Origin of the sequence: Streptomyces sp. NPDC101165, assembly GCF_044768135.1 — a bacterium.
In the GTDB taxonomy this organism is placed as follows: domain Bacteria; phylum Actinomycetota; class Actinomycetes; order Streptomycetales; family Streptomycetaceae; genus Streptomyces.
Genome location: NZ_JBIWPG010000003.1, coordinates 385,136 through 406,714, shown reverse-complemented (window position 1 = coordinate 406,714; position 21,579 = coordinate 385,136). Strand labels below are relative to the sequence as shown.

Genomic DNA, 21,579 nt, shown 5'->3' with positions numbered 1-21,579 from the left:
CGACTGCCGTCGCTGGAGACCCGACCACGCGGACGGGGAATCGTCCGCAACTTGACGCGCTTTTGACAAGAACCTGCCAGTAGATAACTGTCCGGCCCGCGATTTTCCAGCGCGGCGGACGCCGGACGGCGTCCCTCCGCGTCACTCCCCGCGACCTGCCGCGCCGGGCAGAGCCTGGGTACGCAGTCGGCCCGCCGTCTTCAGGAGACGGTCGGCGGGCTCGCGCAGCCGGGGATGGGCCAGGACCGTGTTGCGCAGGCCGCGCACCGGTCTGCGCCACAGCCGCTGCGCCAGGGCCACGGGGTGGGCGCGGGCGGCGAAGCCCTCGCCGACCCGCAGTTCACGGGTCTTGAGCCAGTCCTTGTACTCCTTCTCACCGCGCCCCAGGTCGACCAGGGTCACCCCGTTGCGGGCGGCGGCCTCGGCGGTCCTCAGGTGCATCATCAACCCGGGTGAGTAGTAGTGCAGTTCGGGGTCGTAGGCGGTGAACCAGGCCGCCAGGACCGTGCTGGAGCGCGGGCCGAAGTGGGCGGCGATCGGGCGGTCCCCGGCGTACAGCACGGACAGCACCCCGGTGAAGTGCTCCTCGCGGACATGGAAGAGGTGGTCCACCAGGTCCACGATCCAGGGCCGCGAGAACCGGTCCATGCGTCCCGTCCGGCGGTACTGGGCGGACTTCCACTCCATGAGCGTGCGCAGGGCCCGCGGGTCCCGCTCGTCGAACTCGAAGCGCACCTCGCCGATGTCCCGTCCGAGCCGGCGTTCCTTCTTCAGCGTCGTCTTGGCCAGCCCCGGGTAGGCGCCGCGCAGCCATTCCGCGTAGCCGCCGTCGCCGGGCTTCACATCGATCACCGGTGAGGCGAAGGTGCCGGTGACATGCGGGGCGAACGGCCGTTGTTCCTGGACGAGATGGTCGAACTCGAAGATGCTGAGCCCGCAGGCGCGCAGCAGGTCCGTGGCGTCCCAGGTGACGCCGGGCCGGTGCACCAGGGCCTGGCAGTCGGACAGCCCGAGTCCGATGGCCCGGCCGGTGCCCAAGGGCCCTTTCTCGTACGGGAAGAAGCCGACGGGTTCCCCGTCCTCCCGCAGGATCGCCACCCGCGCCCCGCTCCGCTGACGGCCCACCCCGATGGTGAACTCCGGTGCCAGGAACGGGTTGGCGTACTCGGGCGACTCGTCCATCGCCCGGTGCCAGGCGGCCCGCAGCGCGGAGGTCAGGTCACCGGGTCTGTGGATCGTGATCTCCACGTCAGCTCGACCGCCCTTCCGCCGGCTCCGCGAGTGATCTCTCCTGTACGGCGCAGGCCGGCACGGCGCGTGGAACACCGTGTGGACCATGGCTCATGGATCGCATGGGCGACCGCTCCCCCCATGACGCGCCGGGCGCGTCCTGCCATCTCTTCTGCTGACTCCGACTCCCCGCTGTGCGCCAGTGCTCAAACGTCGCGAAACCGTACGCACACTGTCAAGGGTGCCTCAGGCGACGGATGGTCCGCCATGGGTCCGCGGACATCCGTGACGAGTCAGGACGCATGAGGTGAACTGTGCGCCCCCTTGCCTCGGCCCGGCCGATGCTCCGAACGGTCCGCGCGCGCCGTCATGTCCTGGGTGCCGATCACCGACAGCAGTTCCAGCTGTGCGGCGCCCTCGGTGCCGGGCGGGGCGCTGAACCACAGCAGGCGCTGGCGGCCGTCCTCGCTGAACAGGTTGTGACAGTCGAGTTCGATGACGCCGAGCGCGGGATGGACGATCCGTTTGTGGTCGGTGCGGCGCAGGGCGACGTCCCGCTGCTCCCAGAGCGCGGCGAACTCCTCGCTGCGCAGGCGCAGTGCGGCCACCATGCGGGCGACCTCGGCGTCCTTGGCCCGGCGGGCGGCGACCGCCTGCAGGTCGGCGACGAAGACCCGGGAGTGGTGCGGGTGGTCCTCGACGGGGTAGACGGCGCGGGCGGCGGGGTCGGTGAACCAGCGGTAGACGAAGCTCGCCTCGGGACCCCGGGTGGCCGGGGGCGGGCCTAGGAGCGCCAGGGCGAGCGGGTTCTGGGCGAGGGTCTCGTGCAGGTCGTTGATGATCTGCGCGGGGGTGGTGGTGAGCCGGTCCAGCAGGCCGAGCAGGGCGGGCTGGGCGTGTGCCGCGGTGCTGTGGGCGGTCGGCACGGGCCGCTCGGCTAGGTGGAAGAGATGGTCGCGTTCGTCGCCGCTCAGCCGCAGGGCGCGGGCGAGGGCGGCCAGCACCTGTGCGGAGGGCTGGGCGCCGCGGCCGCGTTCCAGCTCGGTGTAGTAGTCGGCGGAGAGCCCGGCCAGCTGTGCGACCTCCTCGCGCCGCAGCCCGGGGACCCGGCGACGGGGCCCGGCGGGCAGGCCGACGTCGGCGGGACGGACCCGGTCACGGCGGGACTTCAGGAAGGCGGCGAGCTCCGAGTGGTTCACGTCCCCATGGTCACCCCTGCCACGGCGCGGAACCAGGGGTTGCCGACCCCAGGGTGAGGCGAGCCATGGCTGCCGCACGGACCGCGGCCCAGGCTGGAGGAGCAACCAGGAACCACCCCCTCCGGCCCTCAGGAGTTCCCATGTCCACGCAGGAAATCTCAGCCCCTCGTGTCGCCGTCGTCACCGGCGGCTCCCGCGGCATCGGCCGCGAGACGGTGACCCGGCTCGCCGCCGACGGCTACGCCGTGGTGGTCGGGTACGCGGGCAACCGCGACCTGGCCGAAGCCGCCGTCAAGGACGTCACCGCGGCCGGCGGCCGTGCGGTGGCCGTCCGGGCCGACGTCGCCGACGAAGGGCAGGTCGCCGAGCTGTTCGAGACGGCGGCCCGCGAGTTCGGCGGGGTCGACGTCGTGGTGCACGCGGCCGGCCGGATGTACCTCGCGCCGATCGCCGAGCTGGACCTGACGGAACTGGACGCCCTGCACCGCACCAACATCCGCGGCACCTTCGTGGTCGCCCGGCAGGCGGCCCGGACCCTGCGCCGGGGCGGCTCGTTCATCGCCTTCTCCACCTCCGTGGTGGGCCTGTCCTTCCCGGCCTACGGCGCCTACAGCGCCAGCAAGGGCGCGGTCGAGGCGATGACCATGGTGCTGGCCCGGGAGCTGCGCGGCCGGGACGTCACCGTGAACGCCGTCGCCCCCGGGCCCACGGCCACCGATCTGTTCCTGGACGGCAAGGACGAGGAGACCGTCGCCAAGCTGGCCGCCCAGCCCCCGCTGGAGCGGCTCGGCACGCCCGCCGACATCGCCGAGGTGGTGGCCTTCCTGGCCTCCCCGGCCGGTCACTGGGTCAACGGGCAGGTCGTACGCGCCAACGGCGGCATCGTCTGACCGCCCCTCGCCCTCCCCTGCTCTCCCCATCTCTGCGAGGAATCATGACCACCGACACCCCCCTGACCGTCCTGGTCACCGGCGCCTCCAGCGGATTCGGCGCGCTGACCGTGCGCGCGCTCGCCGACGCCGGTCACATCGTCCACGCGGGCATCCGGCAGACGACCACCCGCAACGCGCCTGCCGCGGCCGAACTGCACCGGTACGCAGCCGAGCACGGCGTGGCCCTGCACGCGGTCGACCTCGACGTCACCTCCCAGGACTCCGCCGACGCCGCCGTCGCCCGGGTCCTGGCCGCCGAGGGCCGCCTGGACGTGCTGGTGCACAACGCGGGCCACATGGTCACCGGGCCCGCCGAGGCCTTCACCCCCGAGCAACTGGCCCAGTTGTACGACGTCAACGTGCTCGGCGCGCAACGCGTCAACCGGGCCGCGCTGCCCCACCTGCGGGAGCGCGGCGAGGGCCTGCTGGTGTGGATCGGCAGCTCCAGCACCCGGGGCGGCTGCCCGCCGTTCCTGGCGCCGTACTTCGCCGCGAAGGCGGCGATGGACGCGCTGGCGGTCAGTTACGCCGCCGAGCTGGTCCGGTTCGGCATCGACACCGCGATCGTCGTCCCCGGCGCCTTCACCTCCGGGACCAACCACTTCGTGCACGCGGGCACGCCCGCCGACACCGGGCGCGCCACCGCCTACGACGAGCGCTACGGCTCCCTGCTGGCAGGCCTGGACCAGCGGCTCGGGGCGCTCGTCCCACCGGACGCGGACGTGGCCGAGGTCGCCGAGGCGATCGTACGTCTGGTGGACCTGCCCGCCGGCCGGCGGCCGCTGCGCACCCACGTCGACCCGAGCCGCGACGGCAGCGAGGTCGTGTCCGCAGTCGCCGACCGGATCCGCGTCGACTTCTTCCGCCGCGCCGGACTCGAGGACCTGCTCACCACGGGCAGCTCGCTCTGACACCCCGTCCACCAAGGAGATGCACCATGCCGTTCGCCAACTTCAAGGTCCCCGCCGGAAGCCTGGACGAGAAGCAGAAGGAGCTGATCGTCACCCGCACCACCGAGCTGTACGCCGAGATCTACGGAGAGCGCGCCCGCGCCACCACGATGGTCCTGGTCGAGGAGGTCACCGACGGCGGCTGGGGCATCGGGGGCGGTGTGCTGACCCTGGCCATGATCCAGGAGTCGTCCGAGGACTGACTGGCGCACCCTGCCCGGCGGCACCACAGTGGATCACCGTCCGCAGCACCAAGGCACCCACGAAAGGCGGTACTTCATGTCCCCCTCCGAGCCGGTCGTCCCGAAGCCCGGTGATCTGCTGGCCGTCATGCCGTTCGCGGCCGGGCTGGGCATCGAGCTGCGGGAGGCCACGGCCGAGCGCACCGTCGGGAGCCTGGCCTGGTCGCCGGACGTCTGTACGGCGGGCGGTGCGCTGCACGGCGGAGCGCTGATGGCGCTGGCGGACAGCGTCGGTGCCGTGTGCGCCTACCTCAACCTGCCCGAGGGGGCGTCCGGCACCTCGACGGTGGAGTCCAAGACCAACTTCCTGCGCGCGGTCACCAGCGGCCACGTCCGTGCCACGGCTCGCCCCCTGCACCTCGGCGGCACTCTGCTGGTGGTGCAGACGGACCTGCACGACGACCGGGACCGGCTGGTCGGGCAGACCACGCAGACCCAGATCGTGCTCCGGAAGAACACCGACTGAGCGTCACCGACACGAAGGCCGGCCCCTGCGGATGGCGGGGCCGGCCTTTGCCGTGCCCGGGCGTGATCCGCACCGCCGTATTGACATGAACCTGCGTCAACCCCGAGGCTTCGTGCGTGAAGTTGCTCGATTGAAGCTTGTTTCGAGCGCTTACACGCAGAAAGCGCAAGGACAGTCAATCCACGATGGTGCGATGGGAGCTGTTCCGCCGTGCGAAGAATCCGACACCGTGTGCCGTGGCCGGCCTGGGTTCCGCTGGGGCTGGCGACCGCCCTGGCCGGTACCGTGCTCACCGCCCCGGCACCCGCCGCGGCCGCCGCGGCCGCGGCCGGCGCCGTACTCGACTCCGCCCACAGCAGCGTCGACTGGCGGAGCCCGGTCTACGCCAAGGGCACCGGCGGCGGCCCCGAGAGCTGCCCCGGCGCGGCCGACGACCCCGACAGCAAGGTCTGCGACCGCTTCGACCTGACCGTCTCGGTGCCGGACGGCTACTGGGACGACAACCCCGAGGGCGGGGTACCGCTGTCGATCAAGTGGGAGAAGCCCTCCGACGACTTCGACCTGTACGTCTACGACGACCACGGCAAGCAGGTGGCGTCCAGCGCCGGCACCGCCGACCCCGAGGCCACGGTGATCCCGCGCGCGTCGGGGACGTACCACGTCCTGGTCGTGCCGTACGACGTGCACGACAACTCCTTCACGGGCACCGCCTATCTGCCCGCGACCACGGACGCCGGCGATCTCACGTCCTTCTCCGGCGGCGACGGGAGCTACACGATCGGCGCGGGCGGGCTCACCGCCCGCGCCGACTTCCTGACGGGAGGCCGACTCCGGCTCCAGGCGGACCCGTCGGGTTCGCCGAGCGATCCGGCCGGCACGGCCATCGTGCGCAAGCAGCCCGCGCCGCAGCGGAACACCTCGTCCTTCGACGCGGGCGACTACTACGGCATCCGCTCGCCCGAAGCCGTGCTGCGCGTGTACAAGAAGCCGCTGCGGTTCGGGCTGTACAAACCCGACAACCGCACCCGGATCTGGCAGGAGGACAAGCCCCTGCGCTGGTCCACCGGCGGGATGCGGCAGAGCCTCACGCGAGGTACGGACGAGCAGTTCTTCGGCGGCGGCGAGCAGAACGGCAGCTTCTCGCACCGCGGGCAGACCATGTACGTGGCCAACAGCTTCGACTGGAACGAGGGCGGCTACAACAACTCCCAGCCGTTCTACCTCTCCAGCGCGGGCTACGGCGCCTTCCGCAACACCTTCGCGCCGGGCGTGTACACCTTCGGCTCGCCGGTCACCACCGGGCAGCAGGAACGGCGCCTGGACGCCTACTACTTGCTCGGCGACGCGAAGCAGGTCATCGGGAAGTACACGGAGTTGGTGGGCAAGCCCTTCATGCCTCCGGTCTACGGTCTCGAACCCGGTGACTCGGACTGCTATCTGCACAACGCCAACCGGGGCGAGCGGCACACCCTGGACGCCCTGAAGATCGCCGACGGCTACACCGAGAACCAGATGCCGCTCGGCTGGATGCTGGTCAACGACGGCTACGGCTGCGGGTACGAGAACCTGGAGCAGACCGCCAAGGGTCTGCAGGACCACAACGCCCAGCTCGGCCTGTGGACCCAGGACGGCATCGACAAGCTCGCCGGCCAGGTCAAGGCCGGCCAGCGGGTGGCCAAGCTGGACGTGGCCTGGGTCGGCAACGGCTACAAGTTCGCGCTGGACGCGTGCGACGCGGCGAAGAAGGGGATCGAGGACAACAGCGACGCACGCGGCTTCGTGTGGCTGCCCGTCTCCTGGGCGGGCGCCCAGCGGTGCGGGGTGCTGTGGAGCGGCGACCAGAAGCTGTCCTGGGACTACATCCGCTGGCAGATCCCGACCTACGCCGGGGCGACCATGTCCGGCATCGCCTACAACACCGGTGACGTGGGCAGCATCTACCGGCACGACGCCAAGATGTACGCCCGGGACCTGCAGTGGAAGGCGTTCCTGCCGACCGTCATGACGATGGACGGCTGGGCGAGCGACATCACCACCGGCAAACCCGCCGACCAGCAGCCGTGGCGGGACGGGGAGCCGTACACCTCGGTCAACCGCAAGTACCTGCAGCTGAAGGAGCGGCTGCTGCCGTACATGTACACCCTGTCCGCCGAGGCGGCGAAGACGGGCGTGGGCGCAGTGCGCCCGCTGTGGCTGGAGTATCCGGACGACCCGGACACGCTGGGCGCGCAGGCCAAGTACGAGTTCCTGTCCGGCCGCGACTTCCTCGTCGCCCCGGTCTACCAGGACTCCGACAGGCGTGACGGCATCTACCTGCCCAAGGGCACCTGGACCGACTACTGGACCGGCCGCACCTACCAGGGTCCCACCACCCTGAACGGCTACCACGCGCCGCTCGACACGCTCCCGCTGTTCGTGCGTGAGGGTGCGATCGTCCCCATGTGGCCCAAGGGTACGACGAGTTGGCAGACCCGCGACCGGCACGAGCTGGACTGGGACCTGTATCCGTCCGCCCACGGCACCAGCCGCTACACGCTGTACGAGGACGACGGCGTGACCCGTGGCTTCGCCGAGGGCGCGGCCGCCACCCAGCGGGTGTCGGTGCGCGCCGGCACCAAGGGGACGACCGTCTCGGTCGGCGCGAGCAAGGGCGACTACGCGGGCAAGGTGGACACGCGGACGTACCGGTTCACCGTGCACGGCGACACGGCGCCCGACCACGTCTTCCTCGACGGGCGGCAACTGCCGGACTCCGCCTGGTCGTTCGACAGCGACAGCCGGGTGACGACCGTCCGCACCCCGAGCCTGCCGCTCGGCCGCGGCTTCACCCTTCGCCTCACATGAGGAGTATCGAGTAAAGAACTCGTATGGTCTAGTCCAAAGAGACCCTTTGGACTAGACCAACCCATTGACGTGACCGCATCAGCCCCCGGAGGCTGGGGCCCCTCCCCACCCCACACCCCTCTGGAGGCACGCAGTGAGACGTCTTCGGGCATGCCTGGGAGCGGCGGCCGCCGTCGGACTGGCCGCCGCGGGCACGACCGCGCTCTTCGCGGGCAACGCCTCGGGCGCGACCACCGCACTGAGCAACCGGTGGTACGCCGCAGCCCCATACCTGATGCCGCTGGACAACGACCCGCCGGACGCGGCCGCCATCATGGACGCCACCGACCTCAAGGCCTTCCAACTGGCCTTCATCCTCGCACCCAACGGCGGCGGCTGCTCCCCGACCTGGGGCGGCACGGCCGCGGTCTCCTCCGACACGGCGGTTCAGTCGGTCATCAACACCATCCGCGCCAAGGGCGGCGACGTCTCCGTCTCCATCGGCGGGTACGGCGGCACCAAGCTCGGCCAGGCCTGCTCGGACGCCGCGTCCACGGCGGCCGCGTACCAGCAGGTCATCACCAAGTACGGGCTGCACGCCATCGACTTCGACCTGGAGGAGCCGGAGTACGAGAACAGTGCGGCGATCAGGAACGAGATCGGCGCCGCGAAGATCCTGCAGCAGAACAACCCGGGTCTGTACGTGTCCGTGACCACGGCCGGCACGGCGGACGGCACCGGCTGGTTCGGCAAGCAGATGCTGCTGGAGGCCAAGTCGCAGGGGTTCACCCCGAACAACTTCTCCATCATGCCCTTCGACGGCGGCTTCAACGGTGCGGCGAGCCAGACCGGCGCGCTGACCAACTTCAACTCGATCCTGCAGTCGACCTTCGGCTGGGACCAGGCGACCGCCTACGCCCACGAGGGCTTCTCCGGCATGAACGGCCGCAGCGACACCGGCGAGTACTTCACCCAGGCCGACTTCCAGACCGTGCTGGACTACGCCACCAGTCACCACATGGACCGGTTCACCTTCTGGTCCCTCAACCGCGACCGCCAGTGCACGCCGGCCGACAACGGCGGCCGTACGTCGGGCACTTGCTCCAGCGTGACCCAGAACTCCTGGGACTTCGCGAAGTACTCGGTGAAGTTCGCCGGGGTCACCCCGCCGACCAACACGCCCACACCCACGCCCACTCCGACGCCGACCCCGACGTCCTGCAAGAGCGCCTGGAGTTCGACGGCGGTGTACACCTCCGGGAACGAGGTCTCGTACAACAAGCACAACTGGAAGGCCAAGTGGTGGACCCAGAACGAGGTGCCGGGCGCCTCCGAGTGGGGTCCGTGGCAGGACGAGGGCGCCTGCTGAACCTCTTGACGTGTCTGGTTCAGACCTCTAGGTTCACGGGTCACCGATGACCAAGGATGCGTTCAGCGTTCAGCATGCTGAACGACTCGACGGCTGAACGCCTGAACGCACCCTCCCGGCGGAAGGCCCCCACATGACCCGCTTCCGGCTCCTCGCGGCCACGACCGTCACGGGCTTCGCCCTCACCCTGACCGCCCTCGGCGGCAGCGCCGACGCGGCCGACCCGCACGTCGCACCCGGCGGCAACTTCGACCTGTCCACATGGCAGCTCCAGGAGCCGGTCGGCTCGCCCGGCTCCCCGACGACCGTCCCCTCGTCCCGGCTGCAGGGGGCGAACGGCTACCAGGACGCGTACTTCTACACCGACACCCGCGACGGAGCGATGACCTTCTGGGCGCCCGAGAAGGGCGTGACCACGCCGAACTCGAACTATGCCCGCTCCGAGCTGCGCGAGATGAACCGGGGCGGCAGCCCCGCCGACTGGCCGCTCGGCGGCTCGCACCGGATGAGCGCGACCCTGCGGGTGGTCTCGGTGACCAAGAACGTGTGCGTGGGCCAGATCCACCTCGGCTCCGGCGGCTCGTCCACCAAGCCGCTGCTGGAGCTGTACTACCACGCGAACGGCGACATCGTGCTCGGCACCGAGAACTCGCCGTCCGGCGGTCAGACCCCGCACACCGTGGGACACGTGTCGATCGGCAAGACGTGGAGCTACACCATCGCGATCTCCGGTGGGAACACCATCGAGCTCACCGTCGACGGCACCACCTCCCGCTACGGCATCCCGTCGTCGTTCTCGCCGTACAAGCAGTACTTCAAGGCGGGCTCCTACAACCAGTCCTCCTCGGACAGCACCACGAACGGGGCCCGCGTCGCCTTCTACGGGCTGACCGTCCGGCACGGGTGACACGCGGCGCGACCTGCGCGACTGGTGCAACCGGGCGGACGGTCGTAGCGTCGAGATGCACGCGGTCGGACACGGCACGACGGGTGGGAGCGACCATGCGCGGATCAGTGGTGGGAACGGCGGTCACCCTCGCGGCAGGGGCCCTGCTGACAGCGGCCATGACCACGGCCTCGGCGAGCCCGCCGGCCACGACACCGAAGGCGGATCCTCCGAAGCCCGTGCTGGTCGACTGCTTCTGGAACCGCCACGTCCGCCCGGCCGACTTCATCCTGGCCTGCGGCGACGGCAACAGCCGTCTGCTCGGGCTCCAGTGGTCGCATTGGGGCTCGCAGACGGCCACCGCCGCAGGCTTGAACGCGGTCAACGACTGCAAGCCGTACTGCGCGGCGGGCACCTTCCACTCGTACCGGGTGACCGTCCGGCTGGACCGCCCGCGGCCGTGGACGAAGCACCCGGACACCGAGCACTACACCCGGATGAGCCTCATCTACGAGGGTGCCCGGCCGGAAGGCTTCAAGCAGGTCATGACCTATCCCCTCTGGGACTGACCGCCCACGGCCCGTCACCCGCGCGGGCCGCTCGCGGCACCATGTCGTGGGCCGCGCGGGCGACCCCGCGGCCCGGCTCCCCTTCCCGGTGACCGGCACCCGGCCATCTTTGTGTGACCCCGCACTCCGGCGCCCCGCGCGCCGTACGAAGAGAGGTCACATGCCCCGACTCCCCCGCCCGGCCGGTGCGGCCGCGGCCGCGCTCGCGCTCGGCCTGATCGCGGCGGCGCCCGCCAGCGGCCACGAGCCGACCTTCACCTCGGTACGCGTCGTCGCCCACTTCGGCCTGGCCGCCGGACAGACGCCCGAGAACATCGCGCTCGATCCCGACGGCTCCGCCGACCTCACCTTCGCCCTCGCCCGGCAGGTCGCCCACGTGACGATCGACGGCGACACCCGGATCCTGGCGACCCTGCCGGCCGTGGACCATCCGAACACGCCCGTCGTGCACAGCGCCGTCGTCACCGGCATCGCCCGCGGATACGACGGCACGCTCTACGTCAACTACGCGACCGGCACCCGGGAGACCGGCATCTGGCGGATCCCGGCCGACGGCGGCGCGCCCCGGCAGATCGCCCAACTGCCGCCGGACGGACTGCCCAACGGACTCGCCCTCGACGGGCGCGACGGCATGCTCTACGCCGCCGACTCCGCGCTGGGCACCGTCTGGCGCGTCCCCCAGTCGGGCGGCACTCCCACGGTGTGGGCGCGGGACATGCGACTCGACCCGCGCACGGTGCCGCCCGGCTCCGGATACGGCGTCAACGGCATCAAGGTGCACCGCGGCGCGGTGTGGGTGTCCAACAGCGACCGCGGGACGCTGTTGCGCTTCCCGTTCGCCCCGGACGGCTCCGCGGGCCCGGTCGAGACGCGGGCCACCGGGCTCACCGGCATCGACGACTTCGCGTTCCCCGGGCACGGGAGCAGCGTGCTGGCCGCGCTGAACGGCTCGAGCGAGCTGGTCCTGGCGCGCCGCGACGGCACCCACTCGGTGGTCCTCACCCGTCAGGACGGGCTGTCCAACCCGACCTCGGTGGCCGTGCGCGGCCGGACCGTCTACGTGCCCGGCGCCGCGTACTCGACCAGGCGGGACCCGAATCTGCTCCTGGCCCGTCTGCGGCAGCTCTTCAACCGCTTCTAGCCCGCTGTGCGCTCGCCGCGGCCGGGTGCAGTGCCCCCGGCCGCGGCGAGCGGTGCCTCAGGCGATCTCGACCAGCAGGTCGCCGCCCTCCACCTGCTGGATCCGGTTGATGGCCAGCCGGGACACCCGGCCCGCCTTGGTCGCGGTGATCGTGGCCTCCATCTTCATCGCCTCGATGGTGGCGACCGTCGCGCCGGCCGCGACGTCGTCGCCCTCGGCGACCGCGAGCGTGACCACACCGGCGAACGGCGCCGCCACATGCCCCGGGTTCGCGCGGTCGGCCTTCTCGGTCACCGGCACGTCCGACGCGGCCGCCCGGTCACGGACCTGGATGGGCCGCAGCTGGCCGTTGAGCGAGGACATCACGGTGCGCATGCCGCGCTCGTCGGCCTCGCCGACCGCCTGCAGCTCGATCAGCAGCCGCACGCCCGGCTCCAGGTCGACGGCGTACTCCTTGGCGGGCCGCAGGCCGTAGAAGAAGGCCTTGCTGTCCAGGACGCTGGTGTCGCCGAAGCTCTGGCGGTGGGTGTCGAACTCGCGGGTCGGACCGGGGAACAGCAAACGGTTGAGGGTCGCCCGGGTCTCCTTCGCAAGACCGGCGCGGTCCTCGGCGGACAGTTCCGGGGCAGGCTTGGGCTCGCCGCGGCCCTGGAGGGCCTTGGTGCGGAACGGCTCGGGCCAGCCGCCGGGCGGGGTGCCCAGCTCGCCGCGCAGGAAGCCGATGACCGAGTCGGGGATGTCGAACCGGTCGGGGGTCGACTCGAAGTCCGCCGGGGAGACTCCGGCGCCCACCAGGTGCAGGGCGAGGTCGCCGACCACCTTGGACGACGGGGTGACCTTCACCAGGCGGCCCAGGATGCGGTCGGCGGCGGCATACATGGCCTCGATGTCCTCGAAGCGGTCGCCGAGGCCGAGGGCGACGGCCTGGGTGCGCAGGTTGGAGAGCTGGCCGCCGGGGATCTCGTGGTGGTAGACGCGTCCGGTCGGGGAGGCGAGGCCCGCCTCGAACGGGGCGTAGATCTTCCGGACGCCCTCCCAGTACGGCTCCAGGTCGCCGACGGCCTGGAGGTCGAGCCCGGTGGGCCGCTCGGAGTGGTCGGTGGCGGCGACCAGCGCGGACAGCGACGGCTGTGAGGTCGTACCGGCCATGGAGGCCACCGCGCCGTCCACCGCGTCCGCGCCCGCCTGGATCGCGGCGAGGTAGGTGGCGAGCTGGCCGCCCGCCGTGTCGTGCGTGTGCAGATGCACCGGCAGGTCGAACTCGCGGCGCAGCGCGGACACCAGCTTGGCGGCGGCCGGGGCGCGCAGCAGTCCGGCCATGTCCTTCACGGCGATGACATGGGCGCCGGCCTCGACGATCTGCTCGGCGAGGCGCAGGTAGTAGTCGAGGGTGTACAGCCGCTCGGCGGGGTCGTTGAGGTCGGCGGTGTAGCAGAGGGCGACCTCGGCGATCGCGGTGCCGGTCTCGCGTACGGCGTCGATGGCGGGCCGCATCTGGCCGACGTCGTTGAGGGCGTCGAAGATCCGGAAGATGTCGATGCCGGTGGCGGCGGCCTCCTGCACGAAGGCGTCGGTGACCTCGGTCGGGTACGGCGTGTAGCCGACGGTGTTGCGGCCGCGCAGCAGCATCTGGAGGCAGATGTTGGGGACGGCCTCGCGCAGGGCGGCCAGCCGCTCCCACGGGTCCTCGGCGAGGAAGCGCAGCGCCACGTCGTACGTCGCACCGCCCCAGCACTCCAGGGAGAGCAGCTCGGGCAGGGTGCGGGCGACGACCGGGGCGACGGCGAGCAGGTCCCTGGTGCGTACCCGGGTGGCGAGCAGCGACTGGTGGGCGTCGCGGAAGGTGGTGTCGGTGACGCCGATGGTCGGCGACTCGCGCAGGTGCCGGGCGAAGCCCTCGGGGCCGAGCTCGACCAGCCGCTGCCGGGAGCCGGCCGGGGGCTCGCCGGCGGGCAGCGGCGGCAGCTTGGTGACCGGGTCGAGCAGGTCGGGGCGCTTGCCGTGCGGCTTGTTGACGGTGACGTCGGCGAGGTAGGTGAGCAGCTTGGTGCCGCGGTCGGCGGAGCTGCGGGCGGTCAGCAGGTGCGGGCGCTGCTCGATGAAGGACGTGGTGACCCGCCCGGCCTGGAAGTCGGGGTCGTCCAGGACCGCCTGCAGGAACGGGATGTTGGTGGCCACGCCGCGGATGCGGAACTCGGCGACGGCACGCCGGGCACGCCCGATGGCGGCCCCGAAGTCACGGCCCCGGCAGGTGAGTTTGACCAGCATCGAGTCGAAGTGCGCGCTGATCTCCGTACCCGCGTGGGTGGTGCCGCCGTCGAGGCGGATGCCGGAGCCGCCGGGCGAGCGGTAGGCGCTGATCCGGCCGGTGTCCGGGCGGAAGCCGTTGGCCGGGTCCTCGGTGGTGATCCGGCACTGCAGGGCGGCGCCGCGCAGGGTGACGGTGTCCTGGGACAGGCCGAGGTCGGCGAGGTTCTGGCCGGAGGCGATGCGCAGCTGGGCCTGGACCAGGTCGACGTCGGTGACCTCCTCGGTGACCGTGTGCTCGACCTGGATGCGCGGGTTCATCTCGATGAAGACGTGGTTGCCTTCGGGGTCGAGGAGGAACTCGACGGTGCCCGCGTTGCGGTAGCCGATCTCGCGGGCGAAGCGCACGGCGTCGTCGCAGATCCGGTCCCGGAGCGCCGGGTCGAGGTTGGGTGCTGGCGCCAGTTCGATGACCTTCTGGTGGCGGCGCTGCAGCGAGCAGTCTCGCTCGAAGAGGTGAATGACGTTGCCCTCGCCGTCGGCGAGGATCTGCACCTCGATGTGGCGCGGGTCCACGACGGCCTTCTCCAGGAAGACGGTCGGGTCGCCGAACGCGGACGCTGCCTCGCGGGACGCGGCCTCGATGGACTCGCGCAGCTGGGCGGGGTCCTCCACCCGGCGCATACCGCGCCCGCCGCCGCCCGCGACCGCCTTGACGAAGACGGGGAAGCCGATCTCCTCGGCGGCGCGGACGAGTTCGTCGACGTCGGTGGAGGGCTCGGACGAGCCCAGCACGGGTACACCCGCCGCCCGGGCCGCGGCGACCGCGCGGGCCTTGTTGCCGGTCAGCTCCAGCGTGTGCGCGCTCGGCCCGACGAAGGTGATGCCCGCCTCCTCGCAGGCGCGGGCGAGTTCGGGGTTCTCGGACAGGAATCCGTAACCCGGGTAGACGGCGTCGGCGCCCGCCCGGCGAGCGGCGCCCACGATCTCCTCGACGGAGAGATAGGCCCGCACGGGATGTCCCGGTTCCCCGATCTCGTAGGCCTCGTCGGCTTTCAGCCGGTGCAGCGAGTTGCGGTCCTCGTGCGGGAACACGGCGACCGTGCGCGCACCGAGTTCATAGCCCGCCCGGAACGCGCGGATCGCGATCTCTCCACGGTTGGCGACCAGCACCTTGCGGAACATCCTGGATTCCCTTCAGCTGCCTGCCGGCGACGAACACCATGGTGTCAGCCATGCCTTGCCGTACGTCGCGGCAACATTAGGGGTTGCCCGCACGTGTCGAAGTGCGAAAAGCGTCACATTGACGTGGTCCGGACATGCCCGTGGGGGCCGCGGCCTCCCTCAGCAGGATGGGTCAGTCCAGGTGGCTCCTGTCTCGATGAGCGCCCAATACTCCTCGAAGGGGACGCGGTCCCCTTCCCCCACGGCAGGAAAGGCAACCAGATGTCACGTCGGGCACGTCGGGCGCTGTATCGAGTCCGTGCGGGTATATCCGCTCTCACCGCCGTCACCGCAATGGCGGCCGCGGCCCTGCTCCAGTCGCCGGTCGCGGCCGCGCAGTCCGGCCCGCGCGGTGGGGACGCCGGGCACGGCACGCCCCGGGCGAGCGGTGCCCCGTCGGGCATCAGCACCCTGGCCGACAAGCTGTCGAATCCGTGGGGCCTCTCCTTCCTCCCGAAGACGAAGAACGCGCTGGTGACGGAGCGCTACACGTCCGCGGTGCGGCTCCTCAAGTCCGACGGCTCCAAGAAGAAGGTGGGCACGGTACCGAACACGGTCTGGCCGGACCCCAACCCCGCGATGGCGGACGGCGGACTGCTGGGCGTGGCCCCCTCACCGACCTGGAACGGCACGACGGACAAGGACGTGTTCTTCGTCCACACGGTCGCCGACGGCACCCGGGTCGTGAAGATGCGCTTCGACGGCACTTCGCTCAGTGGCTACACCGTGGTGCTCAGCGGCATCAAGAGGGGCGGGGACCACAACGGCGGCACGATCGCCTTCGGCCCCGACGGATACCTGTACGTCACCACCGGCGATGCCCATCACAACAGCCTTTCGCAGGACAAGAACTCCCTCAACGGGAAGATCCTGCGCATCACCAAGAGCGGTGCCGCGGCGCCCGGCAACCCCTTCGGCAACCGCGTGTACATCTATGGTCTGCGCAACCCCGAGGGCCTCGCGTGGGACGCCCGGGGCAGGCTGTGGGGGGCCGACATCGGCCGTACCAAGTGGGACGAGCTCAACCTCCTCTCGAAAGGCAAGAACTACGGCTGGCCCACCTGCGAGGGAGCCTGCTCCACCGCGGGTATGACCAACCCCAAGAAGGTCTGGAAGCCGGAGGAGGGGGGCGTGCCCGCCCAGGTCGCGATCGTCGACAACGCCATCTACGTCACCACGCTGCTCGGGAAGCGACTGTGGCGGTTGCCGATCGACGCGACCGGCGTGGGCGTCGGCCCCGCGACGTCCTACTACACCGGTGCCTACGGGCGGCTGCGCGCGCTGGCCAAGGTGCCGGGCGCCGACCAGTTGTGGCTGGGCTCCAGCGGCAACGGCGAGAGCGGCGAGAGCAAGGACCGCATCCTCAAGGTCACCATCGGCTGACGTCGGCTCCCGGCACGCCGCCGGCCCGGTGCTCGAGGGCGGTCAGGGCGGCCTCGGGGGCGGGATGCGCCGACCGGGGGCGGTCCGGATGCGCGGGAACCGGTACCGGCGCGGCTTCCGCCGGAGCGGGCTCGGTGGTCCGTGCCACCGGCCACGAGCGCACGAAGGACCGCAGCCGCTCCCGACGGCCGTGCAGGAGGCCCAGCACGATCGAGACGCCCACCGCGATCAGGTGTTCGCGTCCGGCGAGGTTCGGCACCGCGACGGACTCCCACACCATCGAGCCGCCGGTCAGCGTGAACACCACGGGTGCGCGCCGGACGACCGCCAGATAGGTGAACAGGCCCACCACGGCCGCCGAGGGTCCGGTGTCGAGGACCTTGCCGCACTCGGGCGGGAGTCCGAACCCCCACCAGCCCGGGCCGAGCGCGATCATCAGGCGGGCGGCGAGCGTGCCCGCCAGGGTGGTGCCGTGGGCGAGCGCCAGGGTCCGGGCCCGGCCGAGGGCCAGTTCGGCGAGGGCGAAGGCGAGGAAGAGCTGGGTGATGCCCGCCCACACCGGCAGATCGAGCGCCGGGACGTACAGCGACACCGGGGTACGCAGCAGGGAAAGCCACAGCGGCAGGTCGGCCTTGACCCCGCCGAGCCGCTCGACCCACCACGCTCCGGTGGGGTGCTGCGCGACGTCGTGGAAGAAGACGACGCCGAACGCGGCGACGAACGCCAGTGACAGCCCCGACAGTCCGCGCCGGGCGAGCAGGCCCACCGGGTCGACGACGACGGCCTGCCACTCCCCCCGCAGCGTGCGCCAGGTGAACCGGGCGAGGCGTGCGAGCACGGCACGGACCCGGTCCGCGCGACCGGCGGTGCTCCCGTCAGCGCTCATGAGGCACGGCAGCCCGTCGCCCCTCGATCCCCCGTCACCCGCATCGCCCCCTCCACCCCGCTCCCCGCGCCTCGGCCGCGCGGGAATTTTGCCCACTTCCCACCTATTTCAGCCGACATCGCACTGATGTGCGGTTCTACCCTCTCCGCCTGGGCCGCCCCGTTCCGGCCGCTCACAGTTCAGCGAGCCCGCGGCCGGGGGTCAAGATCCCTCCGGCCTGCGCCGCAGTGACAAGAAACAGGCGCGCGCAAGGCAACCTGCCCGACTTCTGAACCATCGCCGACCGGGGAGGGCGGGTGCCCGTGGGGCCCCGATGCACCCGGCACCCGGCACCCGGGTCAACGCACAGGTTCGAGCGCCCACTTCGTGGAAACACACCTGAACCATCCAGATTCGATCACCAACTCTCGTATAGTGACCGCCAGTTCACTCTCGATAGTCGCTCCGCTTCCCGCCCACCCCTGCACGCCCCCTCTGCCGCGAGGACCACACCGGACCGATGACCGTGCCCACGCATCCCGGCGAACGACCTTCCCTCCGTACGCTCACCACCGCCCTCGCCGTGTCCGGCGCGCTGTCGGCGCTCGTGGTTCTCGCGGCCGTGTCGGCCGCGCCGCACTCGGTGCGCGCGCCGCTGGCCTGGGGTGGGGGTACGGCAGCGGTCGTGCTCTGTGCCGCGGTGGCCACGGCCGCCCACACCGGGCGCACCGCGCGCGGCACCCGGCGCAGGCTGGACAGCGCGACCCAGGAGATCGGCCGGCTTCTGCAGCAGCAGGCCCGCACGACCGAGGAGAACCGCCGGGAACAGCAGCGGCTCATCGACGAACTGGCGGCGCAGCAGGCGGAGTTCACAGCAGATCGGACTCGGCTCACCCAGGAGGGCGCGCAGGAGCTGGACCTGGTCCGCGGCGAGAACACCCGGCTGGCCGAGGAGTTGCGGCAGGCTCGGCGCGAGCGGGCCGCCGCGATCTCCGCGACCGCCAACGCGGCAGCCCGGATGCAGGCCCTCGCCACGGCGACCCTCGCCGATCTGCGGGCGATGGAGGACCGGCACACCGACGAGGACGTCCTGGCCGACCTCCTCCACCTGGACCACCGCACGGCCCAGGCCGGCCGGCTCGCCGACTCCGTCGCCGTCCTGACCGGGGCGCGTTCGGGGCGCAGGTGGGCGCGGCCCATAGGGATGGAGTCCCTGCTGCGCGGCGCGCTGGGCCGGATCGCCGGCTACCGGCGGGTGCGGGTCCACTCGGTCAGCGAGACCGCAGTCGCGGGACACGCGGCCGAGGGCGTGATGCACGCGCTCGCCGAACTCCTGGACAACGCGTCGAAGTTCTCGCCGCCGACGGCCGAAGTGCACGTCTATGTCGAGGAGGTGGCGGCCGGGGTCCTCGTGTCCGTGGAGGACAGCGGCCTGGTGATGGGGGACGTGCAGTTGCGTCGGGCCGAGCGGGCGGTCGCCGGTGACGTCGCCGAGCTGGGCGGCCTGACGGGGACCCGACTCGGGCTCGCCGTGGTCGGCCGGCTGGCCCGCAAGCACGGTCTGAAGGTGTCGTTCCGGCCGTCGGCGCGCGGCGGCACCGGCGTGCTGATGCTCATCCCGCAGGAGATCCTCATCGGCCCCGCCACACGTCCGGACGCCGGCCGGCCGGCCGGGCCGACGGTCACCGCGGGGCCCGCCCCGGTCCACGAGTCTCCCGCGCCTGCCGCGGGTGAGGGCCCGACCGGGCTGCCCAGACGGAGCCGCGGCCGCACCCTCGCCGAGGCCGAGGGCTCCCGCCCGGCGCCTCCGAGCACCGCGCCACGCCCCGCACCGGGCACCGACGAGGCCACGACCCGGGCCACCCGCTTCAGTGCCTTCCGGCAGGCCGTCCGCCCCGCTCCCGGGTCGGCCGACGAGCCCGAGCACAGCTCCCCCTCCTCCCACCCGCACGCGCACCCGGAAGGCGACGCCACCTCATGAACGGCCCGAGCACCGCCGACGAGACGCTCACCTGGCTCCTGGAGGGGCTGCTGGAGAGGACACCGGGGGCGCGGCACGCGCTCGTGCTGTCCCGCGACGGGTTAAGGCTGTGCCGGTCGCCGGAGTTGAGCCCGGACCGGGCCGACCAGCTCGCCGCGATCGCCGCCGGCATCCAGTCGCTGTCGCGCGGGGCGTCCGCCGAGTTCGGTGACGGCAGCGGAGGTGTCCGCTCGGCGATGACCGACTTCTACGGGGGCGTACTGTTCATCGTCGAGGCCGGCGCGGGCGCCCACCTGGCCGTCGTGACGACGGAGGAGGCCGACCCCGGGGTCGTCGGGCACCACATGACCGAACTGGTCGAGCAGCTCGGCGAGCACCTGACCGCCCGGCCCCGTACGTCATGAGCCGGCCCGGAAGGGACGACGCCCCAGACCGTCTCTACACCCTCACCCAGGGACGCAGCCGGACCGGCCCCGACAACCCCTTCGATCTGGTCACGCTGGTCGTCGCCGAGTCGGATCCGGTGGCCGGCATGCAGTCGGAGCACGCCGCGATCCTGCGGATGACCGCGTTCCCCGCTTCGGTGGTCGAGATCGCCGCCGAGCTGTGCCTGCCCGTCGGCATCACCAAGGTGCTGCTGTGCGACCTGCTGGCGGCGGGCCGCGTCAGCGCCCGTCATCCACGCCCGCCGGCCGTCACCGACCCCGACATCCTGGAGCAGGTGATCGTTGCACTCCGCAACCTCTGAACAGGAGTCCGTGTGATTCCCGACGCCGTCCCCCTGACGGGCCTCCGCTTCCAGACCGAACCGGCCCGCCTGTACCGGGAGATGCGGCGCGAGCACGGCACCGTGGTCCCCGTGCTGCTCGACGGCGGCGTGCCGGCCTGGCTGGTGCTCGGGTACCGCGAACTGCACCAGGTGACGGGCGACCCGGTGCTGTTCAGCCGGGACTCCGAGCTGTGGAACCAGTGGGCGAACATCCCGGACGACTGGCCGCTGCTGCCGATGATCGGCCACCGGCAGCCGTCGATCCTCTACACCGTCGGCGAACGGCACCGGCAGCGCGCCGCGATGATCAGCGACGCGCTGGAGGCGGTGGATCCCTCCGAACTGCGGGACCACGCCGAGCGGTTCGCGGACGAGCTGATCGACGCGGTCTGCGCCACGGGCGAGACCGATCTGGTCACGCACTACGCGGTGCTGCTGCCGGTACGCGTTCTCGCCCGTCTGTTCGGCTTCCCGGACGAGGACGGTCCGGGTCTGGTCACCGCCCTCAACGACATGATCGACGGGCGCGCACGGGCCCTCGCCGGCCAGGCTCATCTGGCCGCCTCCATGCGGCAGTTGGTCACCGACCGCAGGAAGGAGCCGACGGGTGACGCGGTCTCCCGGATGCTCGCCGACGGCGGCGGCTTCACCGACGAGGAGATCGCGCAGGACCTGATGGTGATGATGGCGGCCGGGCACCAGCCGTCCGCCGACTGGATCGGCAACTCGCTCCGGCTGATGCTCACCGACGACCGGTTCGCCGCCTCCCTGTTCGGCGGGCAGGGCAGCGTCGCCGAGGCGATGAACGAGGTGCTGTGGGAGGACACGCCCATGCAGAACGTGGCCGGCCGCTGGGCCGCTCGCGACACCCACCTCGGCGGCCGCCCGGTCCGGGCCGGCGATCTGCTGCTGCTCGGGCTGCAGGGCGCCAATTCCGATCCCCAGGTCCGTACCGACGCCTCCGCGCTGACCGGCGGGAACAGCGCGCACTTCTCGTTCGGCCACGGCGAGCACCGCTGCCCGTTCCCCGCGCAGGAGATCGCCGAGGTGATCGTGCGCACCGGCATCGAGGTCGTACTGGACCGGCTCCCGGACATCGACCTGGCGGTGCCCGCCGAGTCCCTCACCCGCCGTCACTCGCCCTGGCTCAGGGGACTGACCCGGCTGCCCGTCCGGTTCACGCCGGTACCCACCCTCTGATCCAGCGTCGCCCGGCCGACCCGCTGATCCGCCGGAATCCGCGGGGTGTCCCCGGGACCGGCGCAGTACCCCTGCCCCCTGCCCTGGGAGGCACACCTTGACT

General features: G+C 71.7%; 18 protein-coding genes. 14 read left to right on the top strand and 4 right to left on the bottom strand.

What is annotated here, in order from left to right; all coding sequences use genetic code 11:
- Positions 1 to 141: 141 nt before the first annotated feature.
- Complete coding sequence (locus ACIRVH_RS08450) at positions 142 to 1,248, bottom strand: GNAT family N-acetyltransferase (RefSeq protein ID WP_403949605.1); 1,107 nt, start codon at positions 1,246 to 1,248, stop codon at positions 142 to 144.
- 275 nt (positions 1,249 to 1,523) lie between these two features.
- Complete coding sequence (locus tag ACIRVH_RS08445; RefSeq protein ID WP_403949602.1) at positions 1,524 to 2,429, bottom strand: helix-turn-helix transcriptional regulator; 906 nt, start codon at positions 2,427 to 2,429, stop codon at positions 1,524 to 1,526.
- 140 nt (positions 2,430 to 2,569) lie between these two features.
- Between ACIRVH_RS08445 and ACIRVH_RS08440 the strand changes: the two genes are divergently transcribed.
- The 9 genes from ACIRVH_RS08440 (at position 2,570) to ACIRVH_RS08400 (ending at position 11,807) form a co-directional block, all read left to right on the top strand.
- The gene (locus ACIRVH_RS08440; RefSeq protein ID WP_403949600.1) at positions 2,570 to 3,319 is read left to right on the top strand and encodes an SDR family oxidoreductase; all 750 of its coding nucleotides are present in this window, start codon (positions 2,570 to 2,572) and stop codon (positions 3,317 to 3,319) included.
- A 44-nt stretch (positions 3,320 to 3,363) separates the two neighbouring features.
- Complete coding sequence (locus ACIRVH_RS08435; protein ID WP_403949598.1) at positions 3,364 to 4,272, top strand: SDR family oxidoreductase; 909 nt, start codon at positions 3,364 to 3,366, stop codon at positions 4,270 to 4,272.
- A 26-nt stretch (positions 4,273 to 4,298) separates the two neighbouring features.
- A complete protein-coding gene (locus ACIRVH_RS08430; RefSeq protein WP_403949595.1) occupies positions 4,299 to 4,514 on the top strand; it encodes a tautomerase family protein in 216 nt (71 codons plus the stop codon).
- Positions 4,515 to 4,590: 76 nt separating this feature from the next.
- Positions 4,591 to 5,019, top strand: a complete 429-nt coding sequence (locus ACIRVH_RS08425) for a PaaI family thioesterase (RefSeq protein ID WP_403949592.1) — start codon at positions 4,591 to 4,593, stop codon at positions 5,017 to 5,019.
- Between the two features lie 681 nt (positions 5,020 to 5,700).
- A complete protein-coding gene (locus ACIRVH_RS08420) occupies positions 5,701 to 7,863 on the top strand; it encodes a TIM-barrel domain-containing protein (RefSeq protein WP_403949957.1) in 2,163 nt (720 codons plus the stop codon).
- Positions 7,864 to 7,996: 133 nt separating this feature from the next.
- Positions 7,997 to 9,211, top strand: coding sequence for a carbohydrate-binding protein (locus ACIRVH_RS08415; protein WP_403949589.1), 1,215 nt, complete (start codon positions 7,997 to 7,999; stop codon positions 9,209 to 9,211).
- A gap of 133 nt (positions 9,212 to 9,344) precedes the next feature.
- Positions 9,345 to 10,118 (top strand): polysaccharide lyase family 7 protein, encoded by a 774-nt coding sequence (locus ACIRVH_RS08410; RefSeq protein WP_403949586.1) that lies wholly within the window; start codon positions 9,345 to 9,347, stop codon positions 10,116 to 10,118.
- Between the two features lie 95 nt (positions 10,119 to 10,213).
- Positions 10,214 to 10,666: a hypothetical protein gene (locus ACIRVH_RS08405; RefSeq protein WP_403949583.1), complete on the top strand. Its 453-nt coding sequence runs from the start codon at positions 10,214 to 10,216 to the stop codon at positions 10,664 to 10,666.
- Positions 10,667 to 10,826: 160 nt separating this feature from the next.
- Complete coding sequence (locus tag ACIRVH_RS08400) at positions 10,827 to 11,807, top strand: hypothetical protein (RefSeq protein ID WP_403949581.1); 981 nt, start codon at positions 10,827 to 10,829, stop codon at positions 11,805 to 11,807.
- Positions 11,808 to 11,864: 57 nt separating this feature from the next.
- On the opposite strand, the gene ACIRVH_RS08395 is transcribed toward ACIRVH_RS08400, so the two are convergent.
- Entirely contained in the window at positions 11,865 to 15,239 is a 3,375-nt protein-coding gene (locus tag ACIRVH_RS08395; RefSeq protein WP_403949578.1) for a pyruvate carboxylase, read from the bottom strand.
- 261 nt (positions 15,240 to 15,500) lie between these two features.
- Between ACIRVH_RS08395 and ACIRVH_RS08390 the strand changes: the two genes are divergently transcribed.
- The gene (locus ACIRVH_RS08390; protein WP_403949576.1) at positions 15,501 to 16,661 is read left to right on the top strand and encodes a PQQ-dependent sugar dehydrogenase; all 1,161 of its coding nucleotides are present in this window, start codon (positions 15,501 to 15,503) and stop codon (positions 16,659 to 16,661) included.
- Here the strand turns inward: ACIRVH_RS08390 and ACIRVH_RS08385 are convergent.
- Positions 16,648 to 17,547: a hypothetical protein gene (locus ACIRVH_RS08385; RefSeq protein WP_403949574.1), complete on the bottom strand. Its 900-nt coding sequence runs from the start codon at positions 17,545 to 17,547 to the stop codon at positions 16,648 to 16,650. The genes ACIRVH_RS08390 and ACIRVH_RS08385 overlap by 14 nt on opposite strands.
- A gap of 499 nt (positions 17,548 to 18,046) precedes the next feature.
- On the opposite strand from ACIRVH_RS08385, the gene ACIRVH_RS08380 reads away from it, so the two are divergent.
- Genes ACIRVH_RS08380 through ACIRVH_RS08365 form a run of 4 tightly spaced genes read left to right on the top strand, consistent with a single transcriptional unit; the run spans position 18,047 to position 21,476 of the window.
- Positions 18,047 to 19,507 carry an ATP-binding protein gene (locus ACIRVH_RS08380; RefSeq protein WP_403949573.1) on the top strand — a complete coding sequence of 487 codons (1,461 nt, stop codon included), beginning with the start codon at positions 18,047 to 18,049 and terminating at the stop codon, positions 19,505 to 19,507.
- Complete coding sequence (locus ACIRVH_RS08375) at positions 19,504 to 19,911, top strand: roadblock/LC7 domain-containing protein (protein WP_403949571.1); 408 nt, start codon at positions 19,504 to 19,506, stop codon at positions 19,909 to 19,911. The genes ACIRVH_RS08380 and ACIRVH_RS08375 overlap by 4 nt, the downstream gene beginning before the upstream one ends.
- The gene (locus tag ACIRVH_RS08370) at positions 19,908 to 20,255 is read left to right on the top strand and encodes a DUF742 domain-containing protein (RefSeq protein WP_403949569.1); all 348 of its coding nucleotides are present in this window, start codon (positions 19,908 to 19,910) and stop codon (positions 20,253 to 20,255) included. Before ACIRVH_RS08375 ends, ACIRVH_RS08370 begins: the two co-directional genes overlap by 4 nt.
- A 12-nt stretch (positions 20,256 to 20,267) precedes the next feature.
- Positions 20,268 to 21,476: a cytochrome P450 gene (locus ACIRVH_RS08365; protein WP_403949566.1), complete on the top strand. Its 1,209-nt coding sequence runs from the start codon at positions 20,268 to 20,270 to the stop codon at positions 21,474 to 21,476.
- The last annotated feature ends 103 nt before the right edge of the window (positions 21,477 to 21,579 follow it).

Excerpts from the sequence above, each read along its gene's own strand:
- ACIRVH_RS08440 (WP_403949600.1), top strand. The coding sequence starts at position 2,570 with ATGTCCACGCAGGAAATCTCAGCCCCTCGTGTCGCCGTCGTCACCGGC.
- ACIRVH_RS08435 (WP_403949598.1), top strand. The coding sequence starts at position 3,364 with ATGACCACCGACACCCCCCTGACCGTCCTGGTCACCGGCGCCTCCAGC.
- ACIRVH_RS08430 (WP_403949595.1), top strand. The coding sequence starts at position 4,299 with ATGCCGTTCGCCAACTTCAAGGTCCCCGCCGGAAGCCTGGACGAGAAG.
- ACIRVH_RS08425 (WP_403949592.1), top strand. The coding sequence starts at position 4,591 with ATGTCCCCCTCCGAGCCGGTCGTCCCGAAGCCCGGTGATCTGCTGGCC.
- ACIRVH_RS08410 (WP_403949586.1), top strand. The coding sequence starts at position 9,345 with ATGACCCGCTTCCGGCTCCTCGCGGCCACGACCGTCACGGGCTTCGCC.
- ACIRVH_RS08405 (WP_403949583.1), top strand. The coding sequence starts at position 10,214 with ATGCGCGGATCAGTGGTGGGAACGGCGGTCACCCTCGCGGCAGGGGCC.
- ACIRVH_RS08400 (WP_403949581.1), top strand. The coding sequence starts at position 10,827 with ATGCCCCGACTCCCCCGCCCGGCCGGTGCGGCCGCGGCCGCGCTCGCG.
- ACIRVH_RS08395 (WP_403949578.1), bottom strand. The coding sequence starts at position 15,239 with ATGTTCCGCAAGGTGCTGGTCGCCAACCGTGGAGAGATCGCGATCCGC.
- ACIRVH_RS08390 (WP_403949576.1), top strand. The coding sequence starts at position 15,501 with ATGTCACGTCGGGCACGTCGGGCGCTGTATCGAGTCCGTGCGGGTATA.
- ACIRVH_RS08385 (WP_403949574.1), bottom strand. The coding sequence starts at position 17,547 with ATGAGCGCTGACGGGAGCACCGCCGGTCGCGCGGACCGGGTCCGTGCC.
- ACIRVH_RS08380 (WP_403949573.1), top strand. The coding sequence starts at position 18,047 with ATGACCGTGCCCACGCATCCCGGCGAACGACCTTCCCTCCGTACGCTC.
- ACIRVH_RS08375 (WP_403949571.1), top strand. The coding sequence starts at position 19,504 with ATGAACGGCCCGAGCACCGCCGACGAGACGCTCACCTGGCTCCTGGAG.
- ACIRVH_RS08370 (WP_403949569.1), top strand. The coding sequence starts at position 19,908 with ATGAGCCGGCCCGGAAGGGACGACGCCCCAGACCGTCTCTACACCCTC.